This is a genomic window from Fibrobacter sp. UBA4297 (assembly GCF_002394865.1).
Classification (GTDB): Bacteria; Fibrobacterota; Fibrobacteria; order Fibrobacterales; family Fibrobacteraceae; genus Fibrobacter.
In genome coordinates this window covers 53,536-74,803 of record NZ_DGUZ01000013.1, presented here as the reverse complement: position 1 = coordinate 74,803, position 21,268 = coordinate 53,536, and the positions used below count along the sequence as shown (strand labels likewise).

Annotated in this window: 16 protein-coding genes; 14 read left to right on the top strand and 2 right to left on the bottom strand. The window is 43.5% G+C overall.

Annotated features, from left to right (window positions below):
• The 11 genes from B3A20_RS07150 (at window position 1) to B3A20_RS07100 (ending at window position 14,767) form a co-directional block, all read left to right on the top strand.
• Window positions 1–222, top strand: a complete 222-nt coding sequence (locus B3A20_RS07150; RefSeq protein WP_290763173.1) for a hypothetical protein — start codon at window positions 1–3, stop codon at window positions 220–222.
• Complete coding sequence (locus tag B3A20_RS07145; RefSeq protein ID WP_290763171.1) at window positions 219–2,252, top strand: RecQ family ATP-dependent DNA helicase; 2,034 nt, start codon at window positions 219–221, stop codon at window positions 2,250–2,252. Before B3A20_RS07150 ends, B3A20_RS07145 begins: the two co-directional genes overlap by 4 nt.
• The gene (locus tag B3A20_RS07140) at window positions 2,249–3,244 is read left to right on the top strand and encodes a DNA-processing protein DprA (protein WP_290763169.1); all 996 of its coding nucleotides are present in this window, start codon (window positions 2,249–2,251) and stop codon (window positions 3,242–3,244) included. The genes B3A20_RS07145 and B3A20_RS07140 overlap by 4 nt, the downstream gene beginning before the upstream one ends.
• Complete coding sequence (locus B3A20_RS07135) at window positions 3,234–5,420, top strand: P-loop NTPase fold protein (RefSeq protein WP_290763167.1); 2,187 nt, start codon at window positions 3,234–3,236, stop codon at window positions 5,418–5,420. Before B3A20_RS07140 ends, B3A20_RS07135 begins: the two co-directional genes overlap by 11 nt.
• Window positions 5,417–6,619 carry a restriction endonuclease subunit S gene (locus B3A20_RS07130; protein ID WP_290763165.1) on the top strand — a complete coding sequence of 401 codons (1,203 nt, stop codon included), beginning with the start codon at window positions 5,417–5,419 and terminating at the stop codon, window positions 6,617–6,619. Before B3A20_RS07135 ends, B3A20_RS07130 begins: the two co-directional genes overlap by 4 nt.
• A gap of 10 nt (window positions 6,620–6,629) precedes the next feature.
• On the top strand, window positions 6,630–8,522 hold the full coding sequence (locus tag B3A20_RS07125) for an AAA family ATPase (protein ID WP_290763163.1): 1,893 nt from the start codon (window positions 6,630–6,632) through the stop codon (window positions 8,520–8,522).
• On the top strand, window positions 8,523–9,377 hold the full coding sequence (locus B3A20_RS07120) for a helix-turn-helix domain-containing protein (protein WP_290763161.1): 855 nt from the start codon (window positions 8,523–8,525) through the stop codon (window positions 9,375–9,377).
• A 67-nt stretch (window positions 9,378–9,444) separates the two neighbouring features.
• Window positions 9,445–12,540 carry a type I restriction endonuclease subunit R gene (locus B3A20_RS07115; RefSeq protein WP_290763159.1) on the top strand — a complete coding sequence of 1,032 codons (3,096 nt, stop codon included), beginning with the start codon at window positions 9,445–9,447 and terminating at the stop codon, window positions 12,538–12,540.
• Entirely contained in the window at window positions 12,540–13,241 is a 702-nt protein-coding gene (locus tag B3A20_RS07110) for a M48 family metallopeptidase (RefSeq protein ID WP_290763158.1), read from the top strand. Before B3A20_RS07115 ends, B3A20_RS07110 begins: the two co-directional genes overlap by 1 nt.
• 240 nt (window positions 13,242–13,481) lie before the next feature.
• Window positions 13,482–13,973 carry a hypothetical protein gene (locus B3A20_RS07105; RefSeq protein WP_290763156.1) on the top strand — a complete coding sequence of 164 codons (492 nt, stop codon included), beginning with the start codon at window positions 13,482–13,484 and terminating at the stop codon, window positions 13,971–13,973.
• 59 nt (window positions 13,974–14,032) lie between these two features.
• Window positions 14,033–14,767: an acid phosphatase gene (locus tag B3A20_RS07100; RefSeq protein WP_290763154.1), complete on the top strand. Its 735-nt coding sequence runs from the start codon at window positions 14,033–14,035 to the stop codon at window positions 14,765–14,767.
• A gap of 1 nt (window position 14,768) precedes the next feature.
• On the opposite strand, the gene B3A20_RS07095 is transcribed toward B3A20_RS07100, so the two are convergent.
• The gene (locus B3A20_RS07095; protein WP_290763152.1) at window positions 14,769–15,704 is read right to left on the bottom strand and encodes a bile acid:sodium symporter family protein; all 936 of its coding nucleotides are present in this window, start codon (window positions 15,702–15,704) and stop codon (window positions 14,769–14,771) included.
• Window positions 15,705–15,738: 34 nt separating this feature from the next.
• Complete coding sequence (locus B3A20_RS07090; protein WP_290763150.1) at window positions 15,739–16,194, bottom strand: hypothetical protein; 456 nt, start codon at window positions 16,192–16,194, stop codon at window positions 15,739–15,741.
• Window positions 16,195–16,367: 173 nt separating this feature from the next.
• Here B3A20_RS07090 and B3A20_RS07085 point away from each other — a divergent pair, with 173 nt between their 5' ends.
• Genes B3A20_RS07085 through B3A20_RS07075 form a run of 3 tightly spaced genes read left to right on the top strand, consistent with a single transcriptional unit; the run spans window position 16,368 to window position 21,144 of the window.
• Window positions 16,368–17,396, top strand: coding sequence for an acyltransferase family protein (locus B3A20_RS07085; RefSeq protein ID WP_290763148.1), 1,029 nt, complete (start codon window positions 16,368–16,370; stop codon window positions 17,394–17,396).
• A gap of 60 nt (window positions 17,397–17,456) precedes the next feature.
• Window positions 17,457–18,182, top strand: a complete 726-nt coding sequence (locus tag B3A20_RS07080; protein WP_290763146.1) for a ribonuclease domain-containing protein — start codon at window positions 17,457–17,459, stop codon at window positions 18,180–18,182.
• A gap of 40 nt (window positions 18,183–18,222) precedes the next feature.
• Window positions 18,223–21,144 carry a glycoside hydrolase family 44 protein gene (locus tag B3A20_RS07075; protein WP_290763144.1) on the top strand — a complete coding sequence of 974 codons (2,922 nt, stop codon included), beginning with the start codon at window positions 18,223–18,225 and terminating at the stop codon, window positions 21,142–21,144.
• Window positions 21,145–21,268 lie beyond the last annotated feature (124 nt).

The window sequence follows — 21,268 nt, the reverse complement described above, 5'->3', positions numbered from 1 at the left end:
ATGATGGTTGTGTGCGAAAAAAGAGAATGTCTTGTTGGCGTCAACAAAACATTTGGGGACCATTTTGCCGGCATTGGCAATATGGTGATCATGAAGTCACAATTTGTGACTTCACCAGATGACATCTGTTTTAAACGTACCGAATTCGATACGTTTAACCAAAAGTTTGGGCTTTTTGCGAAAAAATGGCCATTGGGTAAAAAATATGGGAGTAAAAAATGAACCGTCAAGAAGCTGAGCAAAAGTTAAAGGAAATCTTTGGATTCGCCCATTTTTACGACGCACAGTGGGCGGCGATTAAAAAAATTTTAAATAATGAACGCGTCTTGATGATTCAAAAGACTGGCTTTGGCAAGTCTCTCTGTTACCAGTTCCCGGCAACACAACTTGATGGCCTCACAATTGTCTTTTCCCCATTGATTGCCTTGATGCGTGACCAAGTGAATTCACTCAATGAGAAAGGAATTGTCGCTAAGTGCATCAACTCGAACCAGACTCCCGAAGAAAACGAACAGATTCTTGAAGATGCAAAGAATGGAAATATAAAGATTCTCTATATTGCTCCCGAACGCCAAGGCAACCTCTCATGGCAGGAAACCGTTCGTGAAATCAAGGTGGCCATGGTCGTTGTTGATGAGGCTCATTGCATTTCGCAATGGGGGCATGATTTTCGCCCGGATTTTCGACGTATTGTTGACCTTGTTAGAATCTTGCCTGAAAACGTCCCTGTGTTGGCTGTGACGGCAACAGCGACGGAGCGTGTCCAGAACGATATCCAGGAGCAAATCGGCAAGAACATGACTGTCTTGCGCGGCAACCTCCTGCGAGAGAATCTTCGCCTGTTTGTTGTTAAAGTCAAATCGGAAAACGAAAAGAAAATCCGCATTGCAGAATACTTGCAGCATTGCGATGGTTCTGGCCTTATTTATACGGGAACTCGCGTCAACACGCAAATATATGCGGACTGGTTGAAGTTTGTAGGAATAAATGCTGAAATGTATAACGCCTCTTTGGAGGGCGAAGACCGGATTCGGATAGAACAGGGGCTTAAAGAAAACCGCTGGAAGGCTATTGTCGCAACGAATGCTTTGGGTATGGGCATAGACAAGCCGGATATCCGATTCATCATCCATACGCAGATGCCGCAGTCCCCAATTCATTATTACCAAGAAATCGGTCGTGCTGGTCGTGACGGCAAGCCTTCAGACATCATTCTGTTTTACAACGAGAATGTGGATAAAGACGGAGTTCCTTACGACAAAATGTTGCCCCTCAGTTTTATCAACGGAGCAAAACCCAAAACGGCAGATTACGGACGCGTTATAAACGCCTTGAAAAATGCTCCCCTTGGCGAACGGGACGTAATGCGCGAATTGAATATGAGGCAGACTCCCGTAAGGACAATTCTTGCTGACTTGCTCGAACAGAAAATCGCCGTGCGCAATGAAAAAGGTAAATACGAATATCGGTTTGACGCACCTGAACTTGATACAAGATCTTTTGAGGAACTTCGTCAATCCAAGATGAACGATTTGGACGCCATGATGGGCTATATCGAAACATCGGCTCCCCGCATGGATTATCTCCGCAAGTATCTCGGTGACACGATAACGGTACCTTCTAAAAATTGTGATAACACCAATCTGGTGGACTATATGCCAAAACGCTATTCCGAAGAGACTTGGCTCCAGCTGCGTAATTTCAAGCAGGACTATTTTCCGGAAATAGCAAAGAAGAAATCCTCCAAACTTGAGCTTGGATTTGCGTTGGCTAATTATTCCCTAGAAGATGGCGAAATAGGCCAGATAGTGCATAATTGCAAATACGAAGGTGCGGGAGATTTCCCGGATGATATCGTTCGGCGAATGGCGCGAATGATCCAAAAGAAGATGATGGGCAACAAGATAGATATGCTGCTTTATGTCCCGCCGACTGAATCGGGTGACCTGGTCAAGAACTTGGCTGTAAAAGTTGGCGAATTGTTGGGCGTTCCCGTATGCCATAATCTTAAAAAGATGAGACAGACAACGGCACAGAAGATTCCCCAGAATGCTATTTTGAAAAGAAAAAATGTGGAAGATGCGTTCGACTTCGATTCGCCCGAAATACTCGAAGGGAAAAACGTTCTTTTGCTAGATGATATCTATGATAGTGGTGCGACATTGAACGAGATTGCAAAAATGTTGAAAGAAAAAGGTGCTGCAACCATAACTCCGGTAGTTATCGCTAAAACCGTTGGAGGCGATTTATGAACAATCTGAACGAATATGCCTACTGGATGGCCCTTGCCCACGCTGCAATCAAGACTGCGGTAAAAAACGATATACTCAGCTGGTGCCATAAGCAAAAAAAGACGGTTATTGACTTTTTTGGTCTGAACGAATCTGAGTGGAATTCCGAACTCGGTCTTGATATCAAGGATATTGACGCCCTTTCGAGAGCAAAAGAACAGCTGCCCAATAACGCCTTTATGGCAGAAAACCTAATCAATCAGGGGTATTCGCTAATTCCTTCCATGTCGCCAGAATTCCCGCAGACACTTAAGAAGAACCTGAAAATGAACGGTTGCCCTGTTTTGCTTTATGCAAAGGGGAACATCGCTTTGTTGAACCAGCCGACAGCAGCCGTTGTCGGTGCCCGCGCAGCCAGTGAAATTTCAATTGACTTCACTCGAAAAATTTCAAAAAAAGTTGCCGAAGAAGGCAAGGTTGTTGTAAGCGGCTTTGCCAAGGGTGTCGATCGCGAAGCATTGGATGCTGCTGTCAAAGCGGAAGGCTCTAGCATAATCGTATTGCCGCAAGGAATATTGACTTTCTCGATCGGTTTTAAGCAGTACTACAGGCAAATCGTAGAAGGCAAAGTGCTGGTGGTAAGTGCGTATGCCCCGAAAATGCCTTGGTCCACTTGGTTAGCGATGGACAGAAACACGCTGATTTATGGCATGGCCGATGAAATCTATGTTGCAGAATCGAATAATGGTGGTGGCACGTGGTCTGGCGTTATGGAAGGTCTGAAACGCGGTAGGAAGATTTTTATCCGCGAGCCCGGTGCAGACGAAAAAAATGCTAACAAAGCACTTATAGAAAAAGGATGCATCCCCATAAAAATAGAAGACAATATCATTGAACTAGCGAAGACTATTCCGCCTTTACAGCATGTTTCGGAGAAAAAGGCAAAATACAGCACAAAAAAGAAAAAAGATTCAGAAACGCTAGACTTATTTGGGGGCGGAGATGGAGAATAGCAACAAGCACATTGAAGAATTCTTAGACTACTACCTGAACAAGGAGCAGTCTCCCGACTATGCTGTGTTGATTACAGGCTGTTGGGGCTCTGGCAAGACATATTTTATTAGACAGTTCCTAGAAAAAAATGGTGCAGCGGGAAAAGATGTTGTTAAAATATTTGATTGGTTGACTGGCTTTGAGAAATATACGGTTGTTTATGTCAGCCTATTTGGAGCAAAAAATCGTGATGATATAAATGAAAATATTGAACGAATTCTACATCCGAAAATAAATTCAAAAAATTTTGAATATTTGCCAGATGCAATTTCGCTAGTGAGTAACTTGGCGGGAATAGCTGTTGGTACAGCAATTGCCGCAACGACAACAATAGCCACGGTAGGTTCTGTGGCTCCATATGCCGTTCCAGCAGGGGTTGCGACAGGAAACGCTCTTGGCAATTTTTTCAAAAAATTTTTCTCTAGAAAAAAGAACAAAGATGTATTTACATCTGATTTTATCGATGAAATAAAAAATAAAAAGAAAAGGTTGATTGTCATTTTCGATGATGTCGAACGTGCTGATATGCCACTTCCTGAATTGTTGGGCTATTTGAACGAATATGTAGAGCATCTACATGTTCCTTGCATTTTACTCGCTGACAAAGATAAATGGGAAGAAGCGCAAAAATGTCAGGAAGACAAATCTACACTTCATCATTTGTCCAGCACCAAAGAAAAGGTCATTGGCAAAGAATTTCAAATACAAACGTCTGTAGAAGATGTTGTAAATGCATGGCTAAATCCTGAAAATGGATGCCTTGAAATTGATTCCAAAATAAAGAATGCATGGTGGGAAAATCGGGGCATACTATATGAAATGTTTTCAGCTTTTGATAATGCAAAAAATAAATATTCAAAAATAGAAGAAGACTTATCCTTACAACAATCGGAACAGAATAGATTTGATCAAGAACAGATGAAAGAATATGTCCTGAAAATGCCTAATCGAAATTATCGTGCATTAAAACAAACAATAAAAGACTTTAATCATTTATGTTGTTATTTTGCACCAACTTTAGGTGAATTAATTCTTTCTCCAAAATCAAAAGAATTGGGCTATCTTAAACGTTTTCTTCGTTATTTTCTAATAATGAAGTATGGCGCAACTATTGGAATTTTAGATGCCAATACAATCGGTGACAACCGACCTGCTTGGACTGGCCTAAAATTGCAAAATCATGAATTTCCGTCAAAGGAAAATTCTTTATCAAATTGGCATTGTTTTGTAAAGGTATGTTATAGTTTTTATACTATTGATGAATTCCCAATGCGGGAATGGTTAATGCTGAATTATTTTGATAGAGAAAAAACCTTTAATGATATCCGTTCATCTAGTTGGTTTGCAGGGAGACCAATATATTTGATTGGTTTGATGTGTGAATCGTGGTGGAGCTTGTCTGATGAACAAGCGACGGAATGTTATAATGCAATAAAGGAATCGTTGAATTGCGAGAACAATGATAATGAAAAACTGATTAAAGATCCAACTTTACTAATGAAACTTTTTGCTATTTTGAATTTGGTGGCAAAAGAAGCATCTGTAAACATTGACGCCAAACAATTATTGAACCAATATTTAGACAATCATTCTGACGCAATAGAGTTTGGAAAAATTATAAGCATTGATTCATTAGTGCGAAATTATTCTCTTGAAGAAAACGATAAAGTTTTGCTGGACTCTTTTAGAAATCGGTTGCTAGCGATTTTCAACGAAAGAACAAATATTTTTGCAAAAAGTGAATCTCAATTTTTCAAGGATTTGACATCTGAGGATATCAACGCTTTTAACCAGGCTTGTAATACTATTCAGCACATATCTCACTCTGAAACGGATTTCCAGTGGTTTATGGTAGATGTAAAAAAATTTGTTGATAATTTCTGTTTGCTTGAAAGTTATAAGAAGCATGAAATACTCCAAATAATGGAACATCGTTATTTGAATATTCCCAAGGATTATGATTTAAAAAAAGAGAAAAAGTTTTTGGATGATTTAAAAGAAACTTGCCTAAAACGAGTAAATCAAAAACATGACGTGCCTTTGCCGAGTATTTTTACGTTAAAACAGATGATTGAAAAGATAGAACAAATTGAAAATCTCAAAAATTTGTTTGTAAACGAGGAGGCTGACGAATGAGTTTGCCTAATGGATGGAAAAAAATAAAGTTAGGTGAAATCTGCAATAAGATAGGTAGTGGCTCTACTCCGAAAGGCGGAAGAGAAGTTTATCTTAACGCAGGAATTCCCATTATTAGAAGCCAGAATGTTTTAAACGGTTTTCTTGATTTAAATGATGTAGCCTTTATTTCAGATGAACAGCATAGTAAAATGAAAGGGACATGGGTTCATCCAAACGACATTTTATTGAATATTACAGGTGCATCTATTGGTCGTTCTTGCGTTGTCCCTGCAACAGTGAAAACGGCAAATGTGAATCAGCATGTTTGCATAATAAGGTTGAAAGAATGCGCTGACGCTTGTTATGTATGTAATCTTATTTTGTCAAAAGATGTTCAAAAACAAATAGAATTATTATCAGTTGGCGGCGGAAGACAAGGCTTGAATTTCCAGCAAATAGCATCATTTAGTTTCCTTTTGCCACCGATTGAAGAGCAGAAGAAGATTGCAGCGACGCTTTCGGTCTGGGACTCCGCCATTGAAAAAATGGAAAAACTCATTGACGCGAAGGAGTCGTTACTAACGGAATATGGCAAGGAACTTTTTGGACGGACTGAACAAAGACAAAATGAGAACTGGTCCACCATTGCCTTGTCTGATGTGTTAAATGAACATGGAGATAAAAGTACTGGCAAAGAAGAAGTATTTTCTGTTTCCGTTCACAAGGGCTTAGTAAATCAGATCGAACATTTGGGACGATCATTCGCCGCTAAAGATACTTCTAATTATAATCGTGTCCACTATGGCGATATTGTTTACACCAAAAGTCCGACAGGCGATTTTCCGTTGGGAATAGTAAAGCAGAGCCTAGTTAAAGAAGATGTGATTGTGTCTCCGCTTTATGGCGTATTCACTCCAAAAACTTTTGAATTAGGTGCAATATTGGACTTCTATTTTTCTAGTCCTATAAATGCGAATAACTACTTGCATCCGGTCGCTCAAAAGGGCGCTAAAAATACTATTAACATAACAAATAAAAAGTTCTTGTCAGCAAAGTTACGATTGCCAATAGATATAAAAGAGCAAAAGAAAATCGCGCAGTTTGTTCAAACTACAAAAAAGGAAATGGCTGTTTTGCAGGAAATCCTCGAAAACTACAAAAAGCAGAAACAAGGCTTGATGCAAAAACTCCTCATCGGTCAATGGCGAGTGAAATAAGGAGGACTGTATGAAAATTACAGAATTTAATACAGAATATATCGACGAAAAAGATAGGTTGGGCTTAAAAGCTTTTAAAATGTCCAAATTGGGCAATGTTGTTTTGTTGGCTGGTAAAAATGGCTCTGGTAAATCGAGAGTTTTGCAACTGTTACGACAACAAGCGAATGACCGGCAAAATTATTTTGCGAGGAGACGAAATTTATCTAGAGAAATAACGGATGCTGCTCTAAGTGTGCAAAATTTACAGCAGATGTTTGATCAATGTAGTCGGATCCCTGAAAAGAAAGACGACCTTGTCGCATTAAAAGAACAGATAGATAATTTAACACAGAAAAAAGGTTACTATGAATCAGAATATAAAAAGCCCTTTCCCATTGATATTGGATTATCGGAAAATGAAACTATTAAAATAGTTGATTATGTGCCTAAACGTGTAGAATTGAAAGATTGGCGTAATTTGCCGCAATATGAATGGAAGCAAAATGCTAAAAAAGCAGAGGCGTTGGGATGCCATAATCTATATGAGTCATCTCTTTCTTTAATTCAAAATGTCTATGATCGATATTGGAATACTTCTCATCAGCATTTTCACGGAGAAAATGGTGAAAAAGAACGCGCGAATGAAGATTTAAATCGATTACAAGGTATTGTAAAACGCTTTCTTGAAGTTTCATTGGATAGAAACGCAGATGGGGAAGTAACGCTTTTTGATAAACCAATTGCACAAGCGCAATTATCAGATGGCCAAAAAATACTTTTGCAATTATGCGTAGCAATTTATGCACAAGGGGCTAAAATTTCTGATTATATTCTTGTAATGGACGAACCTGAAAAACATCTTCATCCATCAGCAGTAATTGAAATGATAGACAAAATCAGAGAGTTGAACCCTGAGGGACAAATTTGGATTGCGACCCATTCAATAGCCCTGCTCTCGCATTTTGATCCGTCGTGTATTTGGTATGTTAAAGATGGATCGGTCTCGTATTCAGGCAGAAAACCGGAACAAGTCTTAGAAGGTCTTTTAGGCAATGAAGAAAATATTCAACGCCTTCATTCGTTCATAGATCTTCCGGATGAGTTTGCTACGAACCGATTTGCTTTTGAATGTCTTTTGCCTCCTGGTGTAGCAGATTCTGACGTAACAGATCCGCAATTTGGACAATTAAAAGAAATTCTTGAAAGTATATGGTCTGGCGGTAAGGAAAAAATTTCCTTGCTTGATTATGGTGCTGGGAAAGGTCGAATGATTTCCAATTTGTCAGAGAATTCAAGAATAAATACAGAAATGTTGGATTATGTTGCATTTGATGAGTATGACGCAAATAAAAATACTTGTATTAAAAATATCGGATGTTTCTATAGTGATGCGGAAATTCGATATTTTAACACAATGGAAGCGTTACGGACAAAGAGGGACGATAAATCGTTTGATTTAATTTTGATGTGTAATGTTTTACACGAAATTCCTCATAACAGATGGATTCCTCTTTTTAAAGATTTAAAACGGTTGCTTAAAGATGATGGAAAATTATTGCTAATTGAAGATTGCAAAATCCCTGTGGGAGAATTGCCGCACCAAAAGGGTTTTGTTGTTTTGAATTCTCTTCATTTGAAAGACTTGTTTGCAATTCCTGCTTCGGAACAATCTTTCATAGCTAACGATGCTCGCCCGGATAGTGAACCAGGGCGTTTAATGGCCCATTTAATTCCTGCTTGCTATTTGGATAAAATTACTAACCAAACTATGCAAACAGCATTTGATGATTTGCGAGCAACCTCAATAAGGAATATAAAACAAATAAGAATGCAGAAACAGACATATAAAAATGGTATGGCTCATGCATTCTGGACACAACAGTTGGCAAATGCGACACTGTGTTTGGAGGAGATGGGGTGATTGGAGAAAAGTCAGACGATGCTTTACAGACCATTTAAAACAGCACAGGATTTTGAAGGACTCATTCGTTTGGGTGAGACATCAGAAAGTATTCATTGGGATTATAAGCAATATTTCAGCCCTAAAAAATCAGAAGATTTTGCTATTGATTTGGCAGCTTTCGCCAATACATTTGGTGGAACTTTGCTAATTGGCGTGGCGGAAAAAACCGATGGAGTAAAGAAAGTTGCTTCGGGCTTTGTTCCCGGCATAAATGTTGAAGAAATCAGAAAGACAGTCCATACACACATTTCTGAAATTATCTCCCCTAAAATAGATGTTCAAGTCGTACCGATTGAAGTTTCTGGCAATCTTGTTGTAGCAATAAATGTTGAACCGTCTATAAATCTTGTCGGTGTTTGCCTAGATAGAGATCGGCGACAATATAGTTTCCCGTATCGAACGGAATTTGGCAATCAGTTTATGACATTTGAAGAGGTTGAAAAGAGAATGGTCGATAATAAAACTAGGGCAATGTATCTGAAGTTAAAGAAATATATTCCTTCTGGTGGAAAAGTGAATGTATACCCTGCTCCAATAGCGAATAACAAGATAGAATGGCGATTTGAATGGGTCCATAATTCAGAAAATGAAATTCGCCTTGATCAGAATGGATATAGATCTATCGATATTCCGATATCGTTTATTGAAGAGGTGTGGAACGGCCGTGGAGGAATATGCCTAAAGTTGAACGAACGGCTGTATTGTGGAAGTCCAAATTTTATTGATTTTGAAGACTCTGAAGATGTTGCAATATTCAAGCAAACTTTAAAAATCTACGCGGAAATGCACGGAAATCTTCGAAGCGATCGTTAGTAAGACTATGCTTGGCGGATAAAATGGCAGATTGTTTTGGCACATTAGGTTAAAAGGAACGAGGTTTATGAGTTTTACAAATCAATCAGACTTGATGCTTGAAGATAATGCAAGCAAGTACCCCGCAATCGAAGTGCTGGCGAAGCTGGGCTATACCTACATTTCGCCCGAAGATGCGGCCCAAGAGCGTGGCACGCAATACAATGTATTGCTCAAGGAAATCCTCCGCAAACAGCTCCAGAAAATAAACCAGTTTGAATATAATGGCATTGCATACAAGTTCTCCGCCGAGAATATCGAAAGGGCTATCGCAGAACTTGATGTCCCGTTAACCGAGGGCCTGGTAAAAACGAGCGAACGCATTTACGATGCATTGATGCTTGGCAAGAGTTATCAGGAAAAACTGGTGGACGGGACAACGAAAAGTTTCAACCTGAATTATATCGATTGGGACAATTTCGAAAACAATGTTTTCCATGTGACGGAGGAATTCTCTTGCGACAGTTGGGACAAACAGAAAAACGCCCGCCCCGATATTGTTGTGTTTGTGAACGGAATTCCTTTTGCCGTTATCGAGTGCAAGGCTCCCGATATTTCTGAAGAAAAGGGTGTCGAGCAGAATATCCGCAACCAAAAAGCGGAATATATTCCGCAACTGTTCAAATACGTGCAGATGATTGTCGCGACAAACAAGAATGCGGTCAAGTACGCGACTGTGGGTACCGGGAAAAAATTCTGGAATATATGGCGCGAGCAGGACACGGAATGGCAAACGAACCTTGTCGATCAGATTGTGGCGGGGCGCACTCCGACGGAACAAGACAAGACGCTTATTTCGCTGTTTGAAAAAGAACGCTTGCGCAAGTTCGCGAAGTATTTTGTCGTTTACGATGCCAACATCAAAAAGATTTGCCGATACCAGCAGTTCTTTGCGGTAGAGGCGATTATGAAGACCATTGCCGAAAATGACCCGGCGGGCAACCGTCAGAGTGGCGTCATCTGGCATACGCAAGGTTCGGGTAAGTCGCTCACCATGGTGATGGTTTCCAAGTATATTCTTGAAGAACTGAGTTCGGTAAGTCCCAAAGTGATTGTCGTGACCGACCGTAAGGAACTTGACAAGCAGATTGCAAAGACGTTTACGCACACACGCTTGACGCCGGCCCGTGCTACAAGCGGCAAAAACCTTTGCGACCTGATTAACGAAGGCAAGGCTGATGTTATCACTTCGATTATCAACAAGTTCAATACGGTAGATAATCAGGGCGTCAAGAATAATTCTAGGGATATTTTTGTCCTTGTCGATGAAAGCCACCGTTCGAACTACGGCTCGCTCGCGACCAAGATGCGAACGGTATTCCCGAACGCCTGCTACATCGGCTTTACCGGCACGCCGCTTCTGAAAAACGAAAAGAACACCTTGCATAAGTTCGGCAAGCTGATTCACAAATACACGATTAAGGATGGCGTCGAGGACAAGGCGATTGTCCCGCTGATATACGAAGGTCGCTTTGTGGACCAGAAAGTCGATGAAGAAAATATCGATTTGTGGTTCAAGATGGTGACGAAAAAGCTGAACAAATCGCAGATTGCAGAACTGAAAGCGAAGTGGAGCAGCATCCAAAAACTTACATCTAGTGATTCTCGCATTAGGCGTGTGGCAATAGATATTTACCAGCATTTTATGGACGGTTTCAAGGAATCGGGATTCAAGGCGATGCTGGCGTGTAATTTTAAACGTGATGCCGTGCGCTACAAGCAAATTTTCGATACCCTTTGCGACATCAGGACTGAGGTGGTGATTTCGGCCCCGGATATGCGTGAAGGCCATGACGATGTTGACGAAAGTTCCGATGACCTTGTTGTAAGCTTCTGGAACAAGATGATGAAGCAGTATGACGATGCCGACGACTACGAAGATACGCTGAAAAGCCAGTTCTACGATGGCGAAATAGACATCTTGATTGTCTGCAGTAAGTTGCTTACGGGTTACGACGCCCCGAGAACGCAAGTTCTTTACATAGACAAGGAACTTAAGGATCATGGGCTGCTACAGGCCATTGCCCGCACAAACCGTCTTTACGAAGGCAAGGATTTCGGCCTGATTGTAGATTATCGAGGGCTAATTAGCAAGTTGGACGCCGCCATGGAAGTGTATAGCGGTGCTGGACTTGAAAATTACGATTCGGCGGACATCAAGGGTGTCGTTGTCGATGTCATGACTTGCGTGGCGCGCCTCCGCGAGACCTATTCGCAACTATGGGATGTTTTCGCACCGGTCAAGAACAAGGAGGATACGGAAGAGATTGAAATCTTTTTGGCAGATACAGAAGTCCGTGCCAAATTTTACGATGCTCTCTGCGCATATGGCCGCGCTTTTACAATGGTGATGAACTCCGTGAAGGCTTTTGCCGCGTTCGAACGCAAAGAAATCGAAATGTTCCGCGATACCTTCGTATTTTTCTCGAAGATTCGCCGCAGCGTGAAAATCCGCTATGCCGATGCGCTCGATAATTCGGAATACGAACCGCAAATGCGAAACCTGCTGGATACTTACATGTCAGTGAAGGATGTACAGCAGATTTACGAACCGATTGATATTATGAATATCGGCGATTTCGACAAGGTCGTTAACAAATTGCCGTCGGACAGGTCTAAGGCCGATGCGATTGTATCGCACCTTACAAAACGTATAAAACTGAACCGCGATGAAGACCCTGCCTTTTACGACAGTTTCTCCAAGAGAATCAACGCCGTCTTGGAAGAATTCAAGAATCGAATTCTTTCGGAAAAGGAATACCTCAAGCAGATGTTTGAGGTATTAGGTGATTTCCGTAGGGGCGATACCAAACAGAAGTTCCCGGAAAAGATTGCGGGTGATTTGGATGCGCAAGCATTTTATGGCGTTACCATGCCCGTGCTTTCTGAAAAATACAATATGGATTCTGAAACCATCGCGACTATTTCGCAGAAGATAACGCAGATCGTGCGAGCGCATGATACCGTTGACTGGAAAACGAATATCGACATTCACAACCGTATTAGGCAGGATATCGACGACTTGTTCTATGAGCTGGAAAACGACAAGGGCTTTGCCGTAGATTTTGACGATATCGACAAAATCACAGAAAGCGTACTGAATGTCGCCATGAGGAGATTTTGATGCTCCGTACCGTTGAGGCCGAAGGCAACGCGATAAGTTATACGCTTGAGCGAAAGCCTGTCAAGAATATTAATCTGCGTATCCGTGCCGACCAATGTGTTTATGTGTCGGCACCCAAAGATGTGGCTGCGAAGATGGTTGACGCATTCGTTGTGGAAAAATCGGCATACATATTGCGCGCACTCAAAAAGTTCAAGGACAAAAACCGTGAGACTGTTTCAGAGAACAAATTTGTCAATGGCGAAACGGTCAAGTTCTTGGGCCGCAACTTGCGTCTCAAAATAAAGAATGCATCGCGCAGTAAAGTAGAATCAGACGAAAGTTACGTGACGTTATATGTTAAGGATGTGCAAGATGCCGATTTGAAAAAGCGTGTGCTTGAAACATGGCTCCGCAAAAAATGCAAAGATGAAATAACGGCTATTTGCAAGAAGGTTTATCCACAAGTAAAAAAATATGGCGTCGCGTTCCCAGAAATCCAGCTCCGCGAAATGGTTTCTCGCTGGGGTTCCTGTTCTCCGAAAAAGGGATTTGTGACATTCAATACAGCACTAATCGCTATGCCAGTGTCGTGCATTGAATATGTCGTTACGCACGAATTTACGCATTTCCTATACCCGAATCATTCAAAAAAATTCTATCAGCAACTAGCGACGTTCATGCCCGACTGGGAAGAACGGAAAAAACGACTGGAAGGGTGATATCGATAATTAGGATAATATGCAAACTCCACTTGAAATTCTGAAAACGGTCTTTGGCTACAGTTCTTTTCGCCCGATGCAAGAGACTTCGCAAATACGCTCGCCGTTTTACCCATAATTTGTAACACTTGTTTTTCCCAAATTATAATTGTATATTTCACCCAGCACCAGAAAGGGTGATGTTATTAGATCGCAGTCCGCGCAAGCGGGGCGGTCTTTATTTTTTAAGGGAGCAAAAATATGAACAAAATCAAACTTATTGGCATCAACACAGCAGGGGCGAAACGCTTGTGGTATGGGCCAGAAACGAAAATCGGTGTTTTCGCGTCGAGAGACTTTGACGCAGATGATTATCGACTGGAGCAATGGGCCGCAGAAGCAGGGCGGTTCCACCAGTGCCTTGTGGGCACGTTCCATTCGGATGCGGAACGTCGCATTTTGGACATTGCACTTGCGAACGGTGCATTTGCAGTCTGGATTCGCGGTTGCAACCTCCCCCACATTTACCGTGGCACCATTGAAAAAGCAATGGAAAACGACCACTTGCTGATGCTTTCGTGCTTCCACAGAAAGCATCACACAGAAGCGACAGCGCGTTATTGCGTGCAATTAGTGTCTATGTGCACGAAAAGGCACATGTTCTTTTTGAACGAAAACGATTCACTATTGGAGCCGGTTTACCGCAAAGTGGCTTGGCACCGCAACACGCAACTTTTTTACGAACGCGATTAATGCGCATTTCATTGCAGCAACAAGCGTTCATGCGATTTTTAAAAATATATCTTTAAAATATGATTAGAATTCTTCAAAAATCAATCTTCGCCCTCGCCATTTGCGGAGCAACTCTTTGCAGTTTCGCAACCGATGTCAAACCATACGTCAAGGCAGACGCGCTTCCGAACGCGCTCAATTTCTACCCCGCGCCGCCCGAAACAACGTCCGTCCAGTTCATGTACGACATCTCGCAATACATGTGGGGCAAGGCGATGCGAGCCGATTCCGCACGTGCAGCACTCGCAATTGCACAATCGACGCACAATATAGAAGATATGCTTCGGATGTTCAGCGAACCTTTCGGCTTGGAGATTTCTGCAAAAAAGACTCCCGCCATCATGAACGTAATTGAGCGCGGAATAGCAACGCTCCGCCAAGTAGGCCGAGTCCCGAAGAAGCACTACATGAGGCGTCGACCGTTCGACCGTTTCAATGAACCGACGCTCGTTCCTAAAGATGAAGAACTCTTAAGAAAGAATGGCTCTTACCCGTCAGGGCATACGATTCTTGCATGGTCCATGGCAATGTTGCTTGTTGAAATCAATCCATCCGCACAAGATGCGTTGTTGAAGTACGCTTATGAATGGGGACAAAGCCGCGTGATTGCCGGGTTCCACTGGCAAAGCGATGTTGATGCCTCGAAGGTTCTCGTGTCGGCTGCATTTGCAAGTCTGCATAATGACGAGACTTTCCTCGCCGACATGAAAAAGGCCCGCACTGAATTCAAGAAGTTATCTGCAAAGAAGAAATAACTTACTTGTCCCAACGGCGGTAAACATTCGCGAGAATCGCACCGGAAATGTTATGCCATACGGAGAAAATGGCGCCGGGGACTGTCGCCATGGCAAGGCCCGAGAACGCGGTCGCTGCAAGACTTGTGGCAAGCCCTGAATTCTGCATGCCAATTTCGATGGAAAGCGCTTTAGTTTTGGGCGTCGAGAATTTCAGCAATTTTCCAAGTCCAAAGCCGCAACCGTAACCGAGCAAATTGTGCAAAATCACCACCGCGAACACGATAGCGCCCGTAGAGAGAATCTTCGCTGCATTGTGCGAAACGACAGCCGCAACAATCATCGCAATAGCAACCACAGAAATGAGCGGCAAGACTTTGACCACCCGCGCCGTCCATTTGCCAAAGAATTTGTTGATAACAAACCCTAACGCAATCGGCACAATCACGACCTTCACGATGGAGAGGAACATCGCCATCACATCGACATTGACCGTTGTTCTGAGCAGCAAATAGGTAATCGCCGGAGTCAGCACGGGAGCGAGCAGCGTATTCACGCTCGTCATGCCAACAGAAAGTGCAACATCGCCTTTCGAAAGATACGTGATGACGTTACTCGAAGTGCCTCCCGGGCATGTGCCCACGAGAACGACACCTGCCATCAGCGCGGCATCAAGCCCGAACGCCTTCGAAAGCAAAAACGCAAGAGCTGGCATCACGACAAACTGCGACGCGCATCCAATAATGATTTCTTTCGGGCGTGCAAATACGAGCGCAAAGTCGCTGAGCCTGAGCGTAAGCCCCATACCAAACATCACAACCATTAAAAGGTAATTCACCCAACTGAGCTCAATCCAGAGAGTCGATTTCGGAACAAATAGCGAGAGTGCCGCAATCGCGAGAACTACAATCACCATCCACTTACCGATAAATTCACTAATTTTTTCAAGAATGCGCATTTTTAGACCTTATGATAATTACGCTAGTTTCGCCCTAGACTTTGTAGCCATACTTCCGCAATTTCTCGACATACAGCGAATCACTCAAGCGAGCCTTGGATTCAGCCATAAACTTGTCGTCATCCTTGCTTTGGAAACCGAGTTTGATTCGCAAAAAATTAAACATGCAGAATAGAGCCCCAAGGGCACTAAACACGCCCACAAGCAAAATTTTCATCGAAAAGCCTCCCCCACCCGATTGGAAACAAATAAGGGCACCACAAATGGCCGCAATTGCCAAAAGGACCAAAGCACCTTTCAGAAAAAAACTAGAGTTATTACTGCGCGGGTCAAATCCGTCTATAGCGACTTCGCGCCACCGCCGATCCAAATATTCGCTACGGCAGGCCTTGCACTCACGAATCGGGCTCCCGTACATCCAACTGTTGCACGATTCACGATTTTTCGTTTTGCATTCCGGGCAAACCCATTCAACGTAACTCATTTGCATAAAATCCTCCTTGTTTTACGTATGAAATATAATTTTTAATAAAAATATTTTCTTCAATTTTCCAGTTTATCATTCCATTTACGTCTTAAAATAAAACTTTTTACACTCAATTATCACTTCATTTTCCTTTTTGCAATTAGATTTATTTGTACCAGCGAAGGGACGAGATTCAAATGAACGAAACACTCCAATTGTTATCAAAACACCGAAGCGCCATTATGGGGCTTGCAATAATATGGGTGATGCTGTTTCATTTACGCGTGCCCACAGACATAGCCCTCATTGACTTTATCAGGTCTGTCGGTTATGGCGGCGTAGACATTTTCTTATTCTTGTCCGGTTTCGGTCTTTACTATTCGCTATCCAGAAAAAATTTTGATTTAAAGAAATATTATAAGAGCCGATTTTTCCGTATCATTCCCGAATTTTGGGTTGTGACAGGCATCGTTTTCTTAGCTCAAATGGATTTTAGCACCAGAGCGTTTTATTTGTTGATATGCAAGGCAACAACATTAGGCTATTGGATTGGATACCGTGATGAGACGTGGTTTATCTCATGCATTATTTTTTTGTACGCAATATACCCCATTTACTTTAAGCTGTTCAAAAAATATGGGATTAAAGCATCCTTCTATTTCATCGGGGCAGGACTTTCATTAATGTTAATCTACGCCTTAACCTGCATTCTTTGCTACAACAACAAGAACTACGGCGGATTCATCATCCTCACTTACGCAAGGATTCCGATATTTTTCATAGGCGCTATTTTTGGCCACTGGGCAAAAGACGGTTGCAACATTAGACTCACAAAAAAGCTAAAAGCAATCGGATTGGCTGCCGCGTTTATCGCAACGATTATTTTATTCATATTCCAGACCTATTTTTTCTACGCTCTGCAGACCTGTTCCCTCGCCTACCTCCCCTACATTATCATAACGCCTGTTCTTTGCATTCTCCTTGCAAAATTTTTTGAAAAATTCAAAACAATCGATAAAATATTTACCGTCTTTGGATTAATGTCATTAGAGTTGTATTTGTGCCACATATTTATATACAAATTATTCTTTGATTTCATAGACTTTCTCGATAAAGATTCTTCGAACATTTTGACCATGCTAATTTCATTTTTTGCGGCATACCTATTGTACATCGTCAACAAAAAAGTCTTGTCAAGAAGAACAAACATTAGAATTAGGCCCTAACGCCATTCGAGGTTATGCAAAGTCCATGTTGTAAAAATCGTTTTTAGTACATTTTAAAACATGAAAATCAAAAAAATCCTGACATTATTTTTCGTCACCGCCATTTCCATTTCCACGGTCGCCTGCAGCGTTTCGGCCCCCGCCGACAACGATGAATATGAAGAAAACTCTTCCTCTTCATGCAGCCCTGTTTCAAGTTCTTCCAGCACCAAGAAGATTTCATCAAGCAGTACAGCCCAAAGTTCGTCAAGCGTAAAAATATCATCCAGTAGTTTTACAGAAAAATCCTCTAGCTCCAAAGCAACATCATCAAGCAGCCAAGCCAAAAGTTCTTCCAGTACAAAAGCAATCTCGTCTAGTAGCGTAGCGAGTTCTTCTTCGGTCGAAGTCAAAAGTATCTACGAAGCGGTTCAAGAATCAGGCAAATACACGACTCGCGATTCCGTGGCGGCATACCTGTGCAAGTTCGACAAGTTGCCAAGCAACTATGTTGGCAAAGACGAAGGCCAACAACTTTACGAATCCAAGACCGGCAAGACATTTGAAAAGTGGAATTTCAACCCGTGGACAACCATCGGCGTGATGATTGGTGGTGACAAATTCAACAATTACGCATCCAACGCAAGCAACTATCATGCAACATTGCCAGAAGGCTCCTACCACGAAGCAGATATCGAATACTCCACCAAGAACCGAGGCACCAAGCGACTTGTCTATCAAAGCGATTGCGTTATTTACTACACCGCTGACCATTACGAAACTTTTAGCAAGCTAGAAATCCAATAAATTTCAACAGTGCACCCTACCCCATTTTCGAGGAGGTCAAATGAATTTCAAACAACGTTTGTGCAGCACAGCACTTGCAATTTCGACAATTTCCGCGCTTGCAGCACAGAACATCATCGAGATTGACGATGCGCATCCGGGCGTTGTCATCAACAAGCAAAACATGATGGGCGCGGATCTTGCCATTTGGAATCCGCCTACGCGCTATTACGACATGACGCCCGCCCTCGTTGATGGCGGCTACACGATTTTCCGTTTCCCGAACGGGAGCTTGAGCAATGACTACCACTGGAACGGCGCCGGCAAATACGACAGCACCGGCCTCTGGACGCCAAGCGACACAGATTGGGCTCCAGGATTCCTCGGAGAAACGATTTACCGTGGCACGACCAAGGACAACTATGGTTTTATCCGTCGCAGTCACCTTGCCGATAACAACATGAACACCATGTGGTGGGGCGAAATTTTGGACCCGAAAGATCCACCTTGGGTCGTCATAGAATTTCCCGAAAAGAAAGACCTCGATTCCATCATCGTCGAATGGGGTAATCTCCGTCCGAAGTCTTTTGAACTTTCGTACTGGACGGACGAATATGCCGAATACCCGGGCGTTCACCAGAATCTCGAAAACAAGTTAAAGAGATGGGGTACGGTCAAGGTCACAAGCGGCGAAACAAAATACAAGTTTGCCACAACGCGCGCTCGCTATGTAGCACTCCGATTCAAGACGACCGACTTACCGTCTAAAGGCGTACAAATCCGAGAAATGAAGCTTTATAGCGGCTCTGACGATTTGCTCGCCGGGAACGACTACAAGTTCTTTGCGATGTCCACTCGCAACGGCGACAAGCCGCGCACCGACTGGACCAACATCAAATGGCATTTCGAAGAATTCATGACCTACATCAACAAGCTCCCGAAACTTGTCAATGATCAAAAAGCTCAAGCCGTCATTTGCGTCAACGCAGGCACTGGAACCTCTAAGGAAGCAGCCGCCTGGGTGCGCTACGCCAACAAAGTCAAAAAATACAACATCAAGCAATGGCAAATCGGCAACGAACTTGATGGAGAATGGGAAGAGTCCGGTCCGCTCTCGGCAAGGCAATATGCAGCGCGCTTTATCGAATACGCCCGCGCCATGAAGGCTGTTGATCCGAGCATCATCTTGCACGGCCCGCTTCTCAGCACACACAAGATGTTGCAAAAAGGCGCAGGTCTCATGGATGGCAAATACTGGATGGCTGAATTTTTGCGCATCGTTGGTGAAGCAGAAAAAGCCGATGGCAAGCGTTATCTCGACGTCGTTGACTTGCACACTTATCCGTACTGGGCACCGAACAACCTGAATGCCGCAGACATGCTCAAGGCGAGCCTCGATGTCGCTCACAACGCCGATACACTCAATGCCTGGATGAACAAATATCTTGAAGGCAAACGCCGCGTATTCCTCTCAGAATTCAGCACGTCCGTACAAGGCTCTCAAATTTGGATGGACTACCCGCAGGCGGCCGGCATGGCAAACATTTTTGCACAATACGCCGTCCGCTTTGGCGACCGTTTCCAGGCTCTCCCGTGGGATGCCTTTGGCAACGTGTTTGAAGGCCCGGACCACACATGGGGCGTCATCAGCATGACAGCTCTAGTCAAGGATGGATCCTGGAACCGTTGGGCAAGCCTTGAACCCACCGCCGAATATTACGGTGTCTACATGACGTTCAAGCGATTCCTCGAAAGCGGTTACGCCGTCGTTCCCGTCAAGAGCACTACAGAATCCATCGTGCCATACGCCATTTGCAAAGGCAACAGCTGCAACGTTCTTCTCGTGAACCTCACCGACACCAAGCAAATTGTGCAGGTAGATCGCAAGAGCGAAAAGAAAAAGCCGAGCAATGCACGCGTAGAAGTTGACGTGTTTGGCGCAGAACAGTTCAAGTGGATTGGAGACCAGCGCGACGCTTACCCGTACCCGAAAATGGGTCCGAGCGGCCGCCGCATCGAAGGCAAGAATCGCGATATCGAAGTGCCGCCGTTTGGAACTGTCGTTGTCCGCATGAACCCGGCTCAGCAAAACAGCGCACCCGAAGTTCTCGCCGCAGCACTTGAAAAGAAGGTCCTTGTCGTCGGTGATACGCTCGACCTCTTTGTAACCGCCGTGCAAGAAGGTGGTGAGCTCGCCGGTGCAGAAGTTCAAATTAAGAAATGGGACAAGAACGGTCCGCTCACAGTTCAGGCAAAACCGGATGACGGCAAATGGAATTCTTCTATCGAAAGTTTCCACTTGCAAATTCCGCTCACCGAAAAAGTCTCAATCGGTAATAAGGAAATTAAAGTCACCATCACAGGCAAGAACAAAAAACAGACATCGTTCAATATTCCATTCCGCGTCCGTGGCGCTTACCGCACCACAAGCGTGATGCAGAACTTCGATAACGGTTTAGACAACGTATCGTGGTTCCCGGTCGTGAATGGAGACAACGCCACCTCAATGGACGCCAAGGTTTTCAACGGCAACCCGCCTCTCGGCGGCTACATCCGCCATGATTTCATCGTTGAACAACCGCCTAATCTCGGTTGGCCGAACTACTCCGGTGCCTACTACAACGTGCCGGAAGAAATCAAAAATTCCGTCGGTATCGTTTTCGATTACGCCACATCGCACAACAATCCGCAGGGCTACATCGAACTGCAAATCATGTCGAGCCAGGTCGAAGACTACGACGAATTCATGGTACGCCTCAAGAACACACGCGGCAACTGGGTTCGCGACACGCTCATCTGGGAAAACATGAAGCAGGAAGGTTGGGGCAAGACTATTCCGCAGCTCGACCCGACCAAGATCAAGAACTTCGCATTCCGCGCTCGCTACAGCGGCAAGGGATTCATCAACCTCGACAACATCTACTTGCTCGGGGAAAATGGTAAGGAAGTCCCGATGCCAAGAGGCCTGCGCAGATTGCGGTAAAAACCCGCAATTCGAGACGTGTAAACCGATCCCGTCCCCATTCGCGGATCATAACTACTAAGCAGCATAGCTGCAAGTAGTCAAAGAGCACTAGGGCCGGGATGACTGCATAACGAAAACGCCG